Genomic DNA, 12,634 nt, shown 5'->3' on the forward strand with positions numbered 1-12,634 from the left:
AGTTCAGCGCGTTCGCTGAGGTAGATCGGGAGATATCGAGCTATGACCGATTGCACGGAATGCACAGTTGAATATCCTCTTAAACGCCGCCCCTCTCACCCAGGCGCGGTTCTGAATGATGTTCTGCCCGATGTCGCCCATTCCAAGGCTGAGATCGCCCGTCTGTTCGGCATCCCCCGACGTCACCTTAATGATATCCTTGGCGAACGCTGCTCCATAACACTTCCTGTCGCAACCAAACTGGGGGTAATTCTTGGTGGCGGCGCGGAACTGTGGCTCAAGCTCCAAGCTGCACATGACTCTTGGTTGGCGGATCCGGAAAGCACGGACCTGAGTCCGCAAGCTCCCCTAGCTTAGCACCGAAATTTCTCCACATTTGAAACCGGTTGCAAGGTCACCTGAACTGGCTCGCAAAACAGCCTGCGCTGCCAGCAGACTGATTGCAGGCTTACACTTCTGGTTGGCACATTGCTCAACGTCTTTGCCGACTACATTCGGATAACGTCTTGATTTTCAAGCAATCGACAGAGTTTTCGTCAACACTCTAGATTGCAATTATATTGACACCCACTCTCATTGGGATATTATACAGGCATCGCGGTTCGCGCCCGCGATTGACTTACAACTAGTCTGCTGGACGTCGGCAGTGCATCCTTGCCGGGTATGCATCGCCGACGTTCCAACAAACCCCGGCACCCATTATGCAATCTTTCAATCGGGCGAGAACGCCCCCCTCAAATGAGAACACCATGTCAAGCCCAGCAGGCAACGCTGTGGTCGCGTCGTTTGAACGTGCGCGACATAATAAGTTCAAGGAAGCTGGAGTGGACAATCCAGACCTTCTGGAACAAGCCAATACCTCCCGTATGATAGATAGGAAGTGGATACCGCTTCCTCCCGAAGAATTCCGCATGGTTCGCCTCCTGCATGACCGTCTTGTGCAGTGGAAGTTTAGCGAACGTTCTGACTACTTCTTTGTCCGAAATCTATGTGAAGGTGATAGCCGTGGCTATGGCCTTGGGTGCTCGCAATCCGCAGCCCGGCGTGTTCTCGCCTCACTGGAGGCCCGTGGGGTTATCTTCGTGGATCGAACGGAAATGCATACACTTGGCCTCAAGATCGAAATCAATTTTGAATGGGAACCGAGTGCAGACATGCTCCCCGTGCCGAAGCACCTAAAGGAAAAGCAAGCTGCCGCCCACACTTCTAGCGAGGTTGGGTGGGACGAAGGTATAAGCGTGGACGCGCAGACCCTCTATGCGTCTATGCGTAGACCCTCTGCGCGTGAACGCGTAGACAATAAAGAACTATATATAGAACAATCCTCAGAACTGTTTTATAGCTCGCCCCTGCCGGGTCGAGCGGTTAGCTCCGGCGACTTGGATTTGGATTTGGCGGAAGGTTGGGAAAGTGTGGAGCCCGCCTCCCCGCAAAATTCTTCGATCCCCCCGGTTGCGCCCGTCCCCCCTTCCTCGGTTGACACGCTGGTCGCCGATGCTCTCCGCCGCACCAATGACAAGCTCGTCAAGGCCCAGCAGGTTTTGAAACCGGGTGCAATTGAAGCGACGTTCCGCGCCGCCTTCGCCGAGGCATTCACTGACTACCCCGGCGCGACGTTCATCACATGGACCGAAAAGGATTTCGGCATGGTGAAGAACGGCCTGATTTCGAAGTGGACCGGCTCCCCCGAAGAGCTGCACGCCTTCGTTCGCTGGGCCGTCGTCAACTGGACGCAAATCCTCGCGCACCGTTTTTCGTGGATGAAGACCAACCGCCCGGAATTCCCGGTCCTGTCGTTCTTCCTGTCGCAGAAAGAGCACTTCCTCAAGGCGTATGCCTCCGACCTGTCCGAAAGCTGGATACGGTCGCTAAAAGGGCACGAACAGCAGGAGTTCGCCCGGCTGACCCTCAAGGGCGGACTGACGCCGGAAGAGGCCCGCATGAAGATCGCCGAGGGCCGCGCCGCCGCCAAGATGCGCGAGGAAAACAAATCCGCCGAGCGCCGGGCCAACGACGCGTGGCAGAAGGCCCGGCTAGTGGAGGATCGCGCCAAGCGCATGGGAGGCAACACGCCTCACCCAAACTCCCCAGCCGCCCGTGAAGCCAAGCGCCTCGCCGATATGGAGGCGATCCGCGCCGCCCGCGAAGCCACCCCCCTGCCCGCCCTTGGGCCTGACGAAGTACCCGATTTTTCCAGTATCCCGGAGTGGGGCGCATAAATGACCGACGACATTCCCGAAAGCCACAAGCAACAGATCAGCGAAGCCCGCCGCCAGTCGCTCATTCGCGCCGGTATCCCGGTCTCCGTTCATGACATGTCGCTATCGACCCTCGGCGAGGACGTCGGCAAGCAAATCTCCGATTGGCTGACTGACCCCGGATACACCAGCCTCAAGAGCGGCGGCGTGACGTGGGCCTTGGACCTGCGGAGCAACAAGGCCCTCCTGACAACGCAACTCACCGCCCGCGTGCTGCACATTCGCGGCCTCGGCTGCAAGGTGGTGCATCTGGGTCGGTTGATCCGCATGGTCGAGACCCGCGACTATGACGGCTTCGAAGACCTCATGACGCCACAGGCGCTTTTCGTTCTGGACTTCTACTATGCCGCGACCAAGCCGACCGAGCGGGATTTCTCCGGCTATCAACGTCGGCAGATACAGGACTTGCTGACCGACCGTGTCGGCGCAAACAAGTCCAACGTGCTCCAGATTTGCAACCCACACAAGCTATCTCCCCGTCTTGCCGATTGGTGGGAACAGCCCTTCCTTGACGGGGCAAACCTGCGCACGTTGGAGGTCAAGGCATGAGCGACGGCCTACAGCTCCTCTCCTCCATCATCCAGTCCGGCGGACGCAATTTCGTTCGAAATCTGCGGCCCGAACTGTTCCTTGACGCCGAGCGCCCAGCCTACGACTTCGTCCGCCGGTTCTACTCGACCTACGGCGGTTTGCCCGGCCTCGATATCATGCGGCAGAACGGGTTTTCCCTCCTGCCCTCGAATGCTCCTCCCGCCTACTACATGCAGCGCGTCGTGGATCGTGCCATCTTCAACGGCGTACGCGAGCATGTGCAGGACTTCCAAGGGGCGCTTGTCCGTTCCGACGTCGAGAACCTGACCCGCCTTGTCGCGGCCATGCACTCCTCTACGAGCCGGTTTTCCGCCAGCAACGACGTGTTCACACTGCCAGTCGCCGCCGAAATGGCGATGAACGAATATGCCCTTGCCCGCGATCTGGGTGCTGGGGGCCTTGCCGGGGTCACGCTGGGCTGGGATGGACTAGACACGCTGACCGGCGGCGCGATGCCGGGCGAGGTGGTGACGTGGGTCGCCCGCCCGAACGTCGGTAAATCGTACACGATGGCAAAGGCCGCGCTTGCTGCCAATGACGCCGGGTTCAAGGTCATGCTCGTGTCGATGGAAATGGGCGCGGTCGGTATGGCTCGGCGTCTGATCGGTATGCGTGCAGGCGTCAACCCGGACCTGATCAAGCGCGGCACACTGTCGTTCTGGGGCGAACAGCTCATTCAAGAGGCAATCCAGCTTTCGATTGCCCGGCCTGATTTCATTCTCGTCTCCGGCAACCTGACCAAGTCCGTCGATATCGTGGACGCGCTCATTCAGGAGCACGCGCCGGACGTTGTGTTGATCGATGCCCAGTACCTAATGCAGCCTGCCAAGCAGATGCGGAACGCCAAGAATTTCGAGCTTCTGTCTCAGGTCGGACTTGAGGTCCAGCAGTTGGCGATTGCCCGCAATATCCCGGTTCACCAATCGGTGCAGTTCAACCGCGAACAGGGCAAGGGCTCGCCCGGCGATCTGCGCAACATCGGCGGCACCGACGTCGTCGGCCAGATTTCGTCCATCGTTATCGCGATCTCGGAAGGGGCCTCCCCCGATGAGACCACGACCCGCAACTACGAAGTGATCAAGAACCGCGAGGGTCGCCTCGGCGCGATCCGAACCAATTTTCTTTTCCAACCTTTTGATTTCAGTGAGCTTCCGGCGGTGGAGCTTGATCATTCACCTCAGGATGATTGGATGTTGTGACCGGATATTTCTAAAATTAGGACCGGGTTCATATTTCGTGGCACGGTAGCGGAAAGATAGTAGTTCACTTTGGGTATGCTTCCGATGAACCATGTCTAAACTGGTTAAATAAACGTCTGTTGACCATTCAAAATGAACCGGATATAAATGAACCATCCTAAATGAACTGAAGGGGGTTTTTGAATGCTGGTACGCCTCTATCTTCGTGCGTCGACTGACGAACAAGATGCCAGTCGCGCTCGTGCTCAGCTCGAAGCGTTTGCCGCAGAACGCGGCCTGATAATAGCGGCAACCTATGTTGAGAATGAAAGCGGCGCAAAGCTCGCCCGCCCGGAACTCTTCCGCCTGCTGGCAGATGCGCGCCCCGGCGATTTGCTTCTAATCGAACAGGTCGACCGCTTGTCTCGCCTCTCGGCCGATGACTGGCATAAGCTCCGCATGGAGTTGGACGCCAGACAGGTTCGCGTCGTTGCTCTTGATCTCCCCACATCATGGATGCTGGCCGCCCCGGCTGACGATTTCAGCGGGCGAATGTTTTCCGCAATCAATGGCATGATGCTGGACGTGCTGGCTGCCGTCGCCCGCAAGGACTATGAGGACCGCCGCCGCAGACAGGCTCAAGGGCAGGCCAAAGCCAAGGCAGAAGGCCGATACCGTGGTCGCGTCGAAGACACAAAGCGAAACGACACCATGGCCGCAATGCTGAGGGCTGGCTTATCCTATTCCCAAATCCAGAATGCTACAGGTGCGTCACGCGCAACCGTCGCAAAAATTGCGAAGCGAGCTGCACAAGAGGCCATTAGTTAAATTTGCAACCGGGTTCAAAATTTTGGAATGAATGAGCGCCAAGGTTCTTGTTCTCAGCAATCCTGTTCAAATCGCGACTGCATCGGTGCGGCTTCAGGGATCCGGGAAACTGCCAAATAGCTTTCATGCCGCTATCACAGCGGGCTGCTCGAACAACTGCCATCGAACAGGAGGCCGAAGCGTGCCTTTGGGACTGGTGTACAGAACATTAAATCGATTGACTTCCAAGTGGATGGACTTAAAACTGAGCCTCTTCAGATTGCAACCAGTGGACGTTGAGGTGGCGAAAGGTGAGCTCCTATCTGCAAATCGCAGAAGAAGTCTTGCGCATGGCCCGTCGCCCTTTGTCGGCTCAGGCGATCTTGAAGCACGCCTATTCGTTGGAAATAGCACCGCATCATCTATTTGGAAAAACGCAGCATAAAACTCTTCAAGCTCGTTTGAGCGAAGACATTTTGCAGCGCCGAGAACATAGCCTGTTCTTTCGTACAAGGCCAGGACAGTTTTTTCTTCGGGAATTTCTAACAGATGTGTCCATTCCGGCCGAATACCGGCAGCCAATAGTAGCGCGCAGGCGAACGCGCGATCTTTTTCTTGGGCCAGCTTTGTCCGTTAGTTACCACTATGCAACTGGGTTGCTTCAAAAGGGCAAATTCGCGGACGCCGATTTAGTGGAAAAGATCGCGCGCTCAGGTTCCTATCGTTACATTGACCCCAAGCGCCAAGATGATGACGACGTGCTTCTGTGGGCGGTTTCCGCTCTCACGCGTCCGGGAAAAGTGCTTTCTTATCGCGTCGGAAGATATAGGGACGACCGCGATAACTTTGCTCACAAAAGGTCTATTGCGTTCTCCACGCTCGTGTCAGAGACAAATCACACTCTTTTTGATACGACCAGCCTTGGAGTTCCGGATAGCGCGCTTTTCGCGGCGGCGGTTGATTTGGATATTCCTCTTCCAGAGGCTTTCTCAGCACGGGCAACTTTCGAGCATTTACTTCGCTTTTTTGCTTGGCAGCCTGATATCGCCCATAAGCATAGTATGTTGGCCTTCGTTGAAGTTCGCGCTCCTGATTGGTTCGAGCCCACAGCCGCAAGATTGTCTTTGAATGACCTGTGTTGGCTGGATATGAGCTCGCCACCCAATAATTGGGAAGATTTCGATCCATGGTCGCAGACGATATTGTCGTACTATTTCCCAAGAGCTGCAATGCATGGCTGAGCGCCGTCGTAGGACGTTACATTCCTTTCAAGCTAGCTATCTCAAGTCAGAAATTGAGAGCGGTTCCGTTGTCCGAAGTAAACACGCACTTCAGCAACTTTGCAAAATGTTTAGAAATGGCGTGGTTCTGCAACAGGATGATCGCATTGGTATGGAGATCGCAATCCTCGGCGTTCTCAGTTCTGCCCTCTCAGACGAGAAAGTACGACGCTGGGCGTTGGCAGCATTAACCTACGTCGGACGCAAAGAAGTTAGTCGGAATGCTGTTCTTCGGGCCATATCAGACTATCCAGACGAACCGCAGGTTCTTGCTGCTGCGATCGCGACTATTTTCAAGTTCGACGGCAGCGCTGCTCAGAAGCTTATTTCACATCACGGCGCATGCACTGCCGAAATGATTGCGCTGTCCGCGTTGCAAACTACTAATCCCCGGCAACTCGACCTATCCAATCTCAGGGTCAATATCGAGACAGCGGAACCAGTTCCGCTCAAGCTGGCATTGGTGCTCGTCGGCCTCGATCGCTCGCCCGAAAACGTTTTCGATCCGCGACATTCAAACGCTGAGATTGTGAAAGCCCTCGGAATGCATCACGAACCTATCGTGTCGCAGTACTCGGTGTGGGCCGCAGCGGAAAACCCAAGTCTGGGGATTGGCGATATAGGCATTAATGTCAATGACCTTGCCATACAGCCGCCGAATGTTCGGTCATACGTATATCGACTGTATGCAGAAGATAGCTCTCTATCAACGCAACGACACGAAGTCATTGTTCAGGGCAGCAACGATCAAGATATTGAGGCCCGGCTTGGTCTGGCAATAGGATTGCGGGAAAACTATTATGATGGACTGGAAGGGATTACCGTAGATTGGTTTCATGATGAAGATGATCCGACCGTTGGCGCGCATGTGCTGGATCACATAATTGCGCAGGCAGCAAAGCTCGCCACTTACGAGAAAATCGCGATTGAACATTATGAGTTCGCATCAAATGATATGAAGAAAAGAGCACGGATGGAGGCATCTGCGGCAGGCACCAAAATCTACAGTGACTTCAAACGTATTTCGATAGAGCAAGAGGCAGGGCTTTTTGGCCTAAGTGGAGGCAACGTGACTAACAACAATTTCGTCAATCATGGGACAGTGCAGGGCGCAATCTCGCAATCTGGGAAGGCGGTTAACGAAGGCGATATGCAAGTTTCGTTGACACAAGCTCAAATTCAAGATGCCTGGAAAGTTCTTGATGGTGTCGTCACCGAGATAGACGCGGTTCCTCTCTCGGATGAAATAAAGGGCGAGGTTCGCGCCGCTGTAACTGATGCTAGAGCTCAAACCGATAAGCTTACACTCGGCGGCGTTGTAGGTATTCTCGAAAAGGCAGAAAAAGGCCTACAGGCTGTTAGCGGAATGGCCGAACATGCCAAAAAGATTGGGACGATGATTGTTGCTTTGTCGGCGTTCTCTTAGTTGGTACCATCAAAAAACTTGATGTCGACAAGGGCGAAATCGCGTTCTTCGCCCTTTTCAAGATCGATCGCTTTAATGAACCACTGTTCTAGTGGGTGCCATTCAGTTTTGCCGTACCAAATTTCAATCGGTATAATAGTTCTAAGAGAGGTCTCCCCGCGCCAGTTTTTGTATTGGAACTGAAGTTCTTTCACCGGCTTGCCTACCGTTGTCGATTTCAAAACATTGAGCGTCATGTGAAGAAGTCCATTCCCATTTTGGCATGGCGAAAATTTGAACATTGATCGTACTATGGGCTCGCCGGTAGTGACCACGTTACCTATCGTAACAATCTGGCTGTTTTAGGTTACAAAAGGATGAAAGTCCACGACCGCAGCCCCGGCGCGACGACCTCACCGGCCCCCGCCGCAGATCCACATCAGCCACGCGTCAACCAGACATTAGTACAACGTTGACAGCTCGCACGCGCTTCTGGTCGTCCATTTCGCTATCGAACGACACTGTTCGGCCAGCTAGCAACGCGTTCCAAATAACATCGTCGATGGTCGATCTGGCGAGGAAGTATTCTCGGTTTGACGCGTCTAAAAGAAATCCGAATGTAGGTTTGCGTCCCTTTTCCTTGAGGGTACCCATTAATTTTCTCGCCCCGTGACCATCACTGATTTGAGCGATTAGGTCGTCTAAGGCCGAACAAAGATCCTTTGCAGAGGATACGTTTCGACCAGAAAGTATGGCAGTTACAGTTGCGCGCGCCCTACGTAAATGCTCAAGCATCTTGAGATCAACAATTCTGAGATCCACTGAAGAAAGGAAACTGGCGAACCTCTCGCATGGGTCTTCCAGGTCAGCATCGATGCCTGTTGCATCGCAATTTGCTATCATACGTTGAAAATTCTGGACTTGTAAGTCGGCGAAGATCAGTTGTGTCCGCATGCTGGACAACGGCTTTTTGAGTTCTTCTGACAGGATGGCCTCTGCACCGTTGAAGTCGAAATGGTACATTTTCGCCCGAGCTAACTCGCGCCTTACGTCTACCGACTCTGGATCTAGCATAAGTGCTTTGGAGAGTTGAGCTATTGCTCCCGGGCAGTCTCCGTAAGCTCTAAGCAAGAAGCCGCCATAATAAAAGTATAATTGCGGAGTATCCGGAGATAACTCTATTGCTGTTTCATAAGATTGCGATGCGCCCGGAAAATCTTGCTGACGATAGCGTATGAAGGCCTCAGAGCGGAATACCTCAAAATACTCGTGGTTCGAAATTTTTAAGTCGTCGATGATTTCCTGCGCTGCTTGAAAGTCATCGGCGTGCGAATGCTTAATTGCTACACGCAACCGTTGGGCCGCTATCGCCTCTGAAATCGACCGGACTATGTAATTTCGAACGCTATATCGTTCTCGGCCTTCTGCACCCCGCTCCGCCTGGTAGGCGAAGCTAAGATTGCGGAACTTTCTTATAACAGCAGCCTGCGTTTCTATGGTTAAGCGCAGTACGCGGGAGATATAGGCTCTGGCAAAGGGCTTAATTCGATAGTTTGTTTCGTAGCTGGTTTGGTTTTCAGCCTCCACAATTGAAAATTTTAATAACTCAGCGAGACCGATCTCCAGCTTTCGAATGTCAACGTCGGTGACATGTTGAAGAACCCCCAGAGAAACAGAGCGGGGCAATATAGACATGAGAGAAAGCGCAGCGCTGGCGTCCGGGGAAAGTGCATCGAAAACGTTCTCCAGGCAAAATCTAAGTGCCATCTCCGGGTTGCTTACAATCTTGCTTGCGGGGAGCCCTGCCATAACTCCTAGACAAAACCATTTCAGCAACAACGGCCGTTTCTCTAGTCGGCTAGAGTAGTGGCGGAGTTCGTCTGGCTTAAGATTAGCTAGTTGTTTGATGCTGTACGATTTTATTAGCGCCCTGAGATATATTTCCGCTTCGCTATCGGAAAGAGGCGCCACATTAACAGTGAGGTCGCCGCCTACAGGAATTCTTGATGTTAGGATAACTTTACTTTGGCCTGGAATGTCTGAAACGAAATCACGTATGGTATCATCTAGAACGGTTTCTAGGTTATCAATCGCCAGCAAGATTTTGTTGTTTTGAAGTAGGTCTCGAACCCTTGACATTGGGTCAGATATATTTTCTTCAAAAACGCCAACGACTTCCTCAAAAAGGCCCATGGAAGTAGTTATCGCGTGCTCTATTCGCTGTATTTCACCCACGGTTAGTTTCGAGGATTTGGCTGATACCCACACGACAGCGTCAAAATCATGTTCGCCGGAATTAATCAGACTATAGAGAGCTTGAAGAGTTAGAGCAGTTTTGCCGTTCCCGCCGTCACCAAGTACTGTTACGACAGGGTGGCGACTAAGTAATTTCTTCTTAAGCTCTTGTTCAAGTTGTGGTCTAGGGACAAAGCCAGTGTCATCATAGTCTGGTAATGGAAGATTATGAAATATTACAGCATCACCTGGATCCTCTAGAAAAGTGACAGCCTTCCGTGTGATTTCCTCTGGATCACGGTTGTAGGATGTTAAGACCTTATGCAGAATTGGCCAAAAGCCTTTGCTTTTCACCAAATCGTTGGCCAGGGCGAACGCGGTGCCATGTTCTGCCACAGTAAGTGGACGACCGTGCATGACTGAGTTTCTGACTGGTACTGCGGCTTGAAGCGAACTGATTTTGGAGCCCAGATGCTTGCGTAGGGTCTCGTCAAAGTGAATTTTTAGGCGTTGGACGATCGATAATTTGTCGCCCAAATCAAGATGGTAGAGTAGATCATAATCGTCTCGGACAGCGGTGCCTACTTCATCACTTCGCTCGGCCCGCAGAGTAGCTTTCTCACGTTCTTGGGCAGTAAGAAACCTCTCGCCAGCGATGTTGGCGACCGATCGAACATGAGACACTAAATCTTTCTCGATGGCATCGAAGAATATGAATAGCGCGATACGCTGGTAGCTAGACAATGTAACACCTCAAAGGCAGTTGGTGCCCACCAGCAATAGAGGGACTTCACGCAACCCAAAAGGGTTGTTTTTCGCGGTGCACAGCTTGTTGCTTTGGGCGCTTGAGCCAAACCTTAAAAATCCATGGGCGTGCGACATCTGGCGTTTCAAGCTTTCCCAACTGGTAGGCAGTCGCTGAAATGGGGAGAGAGTGACCTATGGCTGAGAATTTCCTCCAGAATGGATTGCCGTCCCGTAGCCTTTTTAGACGTGGTTTTTCTAGTCAGGGGTTCCAACATTAGTTCCAACAATGAAATAGATATTATTGATTTTGTTTGATAAAAATAATGTGGTTGCCTTCCCTCCGGGCCGACCATAGTTTTCTATTGCATTTTCCACCGCATGGATGCTGGCTGCCCCCCGCTGACGACTTCACCGGGCGAATGTTGTCCGCAATCAACGGCATGATGTTGGACGCGTTGGCTGCCGTCGCACCCAAGAACGATGAGGTTCGCCGCCGCCGACAAGCCCAAGGGCAGGCCAAAGCCAAGGCCGAAGGACGTTAATTTGGCCGTGTAGAAGATACTGAGCGGAATGATAATGTTGCCGCGCAAGCGATGCCGTCTTGCCTCCATCGGAGTTTCTCACGGACCACACCATGGCTTCAACTGGTCAAACTGCACGGCGCTGGTTGTCGTCCGTATTCCAAGCGAACACTCACTTGACTCGTCATCCACGCAAATGGTCATGATGCACGACGACTTTCATCGCGCGAATTGAGAAATGAAGCGGACTTTCACCCGACGTGAGCTTTACGATTTGGTCTGGTCAAGCCCGATCTTGAAACTGGCGGAGCAATTCGAAATCTCGGATCGAGGGCTAGCAAAAACCTGCGAACGTCACCAAATTCCAGTTCCCGGACGGGGATATTGGGCAAGGCTGGAAGCCGGCCAGTCCGTTACCAAAACGCCGTTATGGAAAATAGACAATCCGGCGCTTGAGACAGTGCACATCGGCGGTACCAAGCCTGCAATCAACCCGTATGTCGAACTTGCCATACAAACTGCAGCCGCCGTCGTGCGAAAATCAAAATCGGCACGGCACGACGTCCCGGCCTCTTCGCAGGCTGAGGCGCGTAGCTCGCCTAGGCAACCGGTTACCTTCGATCCGGTCAAGCGACCTCATATTTCCGTTTCAGGCATTGCTGTGGAGTTACGGAACACTACGCCAGATGAGATCGGAGAAATCTCGGTCGCAGGCATTCGTATCCAACATTCTACCCGTACCCGCTTGATAGCGTTTCTGCACCACTTTGCGCTCGGTCTCGAACAAAGAGGCGTTCACCTCAAGCAGGGCGATAGAGGAATAATAGCGAGCATCGAGCCTGATGACATCCGAATTGAGATAACTGAGGACCGAAGGAGAGCGAAGCACGTTCCAACTCCCACTGAACTCAGAAAGAAGCAGGAGTTCGACACGAGGTGGGAATTGGCGCGAAAGCGGGGTCAGTGGCTCGACAATGAGCGTTTTTGGCCAGAGTACGACTACATCCACTCCGGCAAGCTTACATTTGAAATTGCCAACTGGGCCGATGGTGCCCGGAAGCGCTGGGCAGACGGAAAGACTCAATCCGTTGAGTCTATGCTGGATGGCATTTGCGACGGAGTGCTTTTCCATCTAGCGTATGACAAAGCGCGACGCGAGGAACGCGAAGAACAAGAGCGCCGCCGTCGACATCTCGCGCACAGGCGTGAACTGCACCAGAAACGGCAGCAACGAGAGGGCAAACGCCTGTCTTTTTTGAGGGCCTTAGCAAAACACCAGCGCGAGGCGAAAGACCTGAAAGTAACGATTGAGGCCGCGTCAGCCGCCTTGGAAACCTCTAACCCGGTACTCTCGCGAATGATGGAATGGGCAAAAGTTAGGCTTCGTTATCTGGAAGCGCAGAACGACCCAGAAATGTTGACCACAAATCTTGTTCAGCAAAATCTATTTCCTGAAACTGATGAACTGCACGATCCGGAAGGTGATCCACCTGAGAAGCGAAATTACTGGGACGATTGAACCGGCCGCTAACAGTAAAACATCCAAGTCGAGGTAGACGCCATCGCGGCATTGCGAGCGACCGCTGCGACGATTGCAAGGCGGATGACGCAC

The 12,634-nt window shown here is 53.2% G+C and carries 10 protein-coding genes; 8 read left to right on the forward strand and 2 right to left on the reverse strand.

All coding sequences use genetic code 11. From position 1 onward, the window contains the following. Positions 1-42: 42 nt before the first annotated feature. From JJB09_RS11255 to JJB09_RS11285, 7 genes are all read left to right on the forward strand, one after another. Positions 43-357, forward strand: coding sequence for a HigA family addiction module antitoxin (locus JJB09_RS11255; RefSeq protein WP_201657616.1), 315 nt, complete (start codon positions 43-45; stop codon positions 355-357). Between the two features lie 392 nt (positions 358-749). Beyond that, on the forward strand, positions 750-2,219 hold the full coding sequence (locus tag JJB09_RS11260; RefSeq protein WP_201657619.1) for a hypothetical protein: 1,470 nt from the start codon (positions 750-752) through the stop codon (positions 2,217-2,219). Next, positions 2,220-2,807, forward strand: a complete 588-nt coding sequence (locus JJB09_RS11265; RefSeq protein ID WP_201657622.1) for a hypothetical protein — start codon at positions 2,220-2,222, stop codon at positions 2,805-2,807. After that, positions 2,804-4,048: a DnaB-like helicase C-terminal domain-containing protein gene (locus JJB09_RS11270; protein WP_201657625.1), complete on the forward strand. Its 1,245-nt coding sequence runs from the start codon at positions 2,804-2,806 to the stop codon at positions 4,046-4,048. Before JJB09_RS11265 ends, JJB09_RS11270 begins: the two co-directional genes overlap by 4 nt. Positions 4,049-4,231: 183 nt before the next feature. Further along, a complete protein-coding gene (locus tag JJB09_RS11275) occupies positions 4,232-4,855 on the forward strand; it encodes a recombinase family protein (protein WP_201657628.1) in 624 nt (207 codons plus the stop codon). 290 nt (positions 4,856-5,145) lie between these two features. Next, the gene (locus JJB09_RS11280; protein WP_201657631.1) at positions 5,146-6,075 is read left to right on the forward strand and encodes an HTH domain-containing protein; all 930 of its coding nucleotides are present in this window, start codon (positions 5,146-5,148) and stop codon (positions 6,073-6,075) included. After that, complete coding sequence (locus JJB09_RS11285) at positions 6,068-7,540, forward strand: hypothetical protein (protein ID WP_201657634.1); 1,473 nt, start codon at positions 6,068-6,070, stop codon at positions 7,538-7,540. Before JJB09_RS11280 ends, JJB09_RS11285 begins: the two co-directional genes overlap by 8 nt. Here JJB09_RS11285 and JJB09_RS11290 read toward each other — a convergent pair. Both JJB09_RS11290 and JJB09_RS11295 read right to left on the reverse strand, forming a co-directional pair. After that, positions 7,537-7,776, reverse strand: coding sequence for a hypothetical protein (locus JJB09_RS11290; protein WP_201657637.1), 240 nt, complete (start codon positions 7,774-7,776; stop codon positions 7,537-7,539). The two genes, JJB09_RS11285 and JJB09_RS11290, sit on opposite strands and share 4 nt — an antisense overlap. 193 nt (positions 7,777-7,969) lie before the next feature. Beyond that, complete coding sequence (locus JJB09_RS11295; RefSeq protein ID WP_201657640.1) at positions 7,970-10,498, reverse strand: tetratricopeptide repeat protein; 2,529 nt, start codon at positions 10,496-10,498, stop codon at positions 7,970-7,972. Positions 10,499-11,260: 762 nt separating this feature from the next. Between JJB09_RS11295 and JJB09_RS11300 the strand changes: the two genes are divergently transcribed. Beyond that, positions 11,261-12,541 (forward strand): hypothetical protein, encoded by a 1,281-nt coding sequence (locus JJB09_RS11300; RefSeq protein WP_201657643.1) that lies wholly within the window; start codon positions 11,261-11,263, stop codon positions 12,539-12,541. Positions 12,542-12,634: the final 93 nt, after the last annotated feature.

It is taken from the genome of Phytoamicus setariae (assembly GCF_016722925.1).
Taxonomy (GTDB): domain Bacteria; phylum Pseudomonadota; class Alphaproteobacteria; order Rhizobiales; family Rhizobiaceae; genus Rhizobium_E; species Rhizobium_E setariae.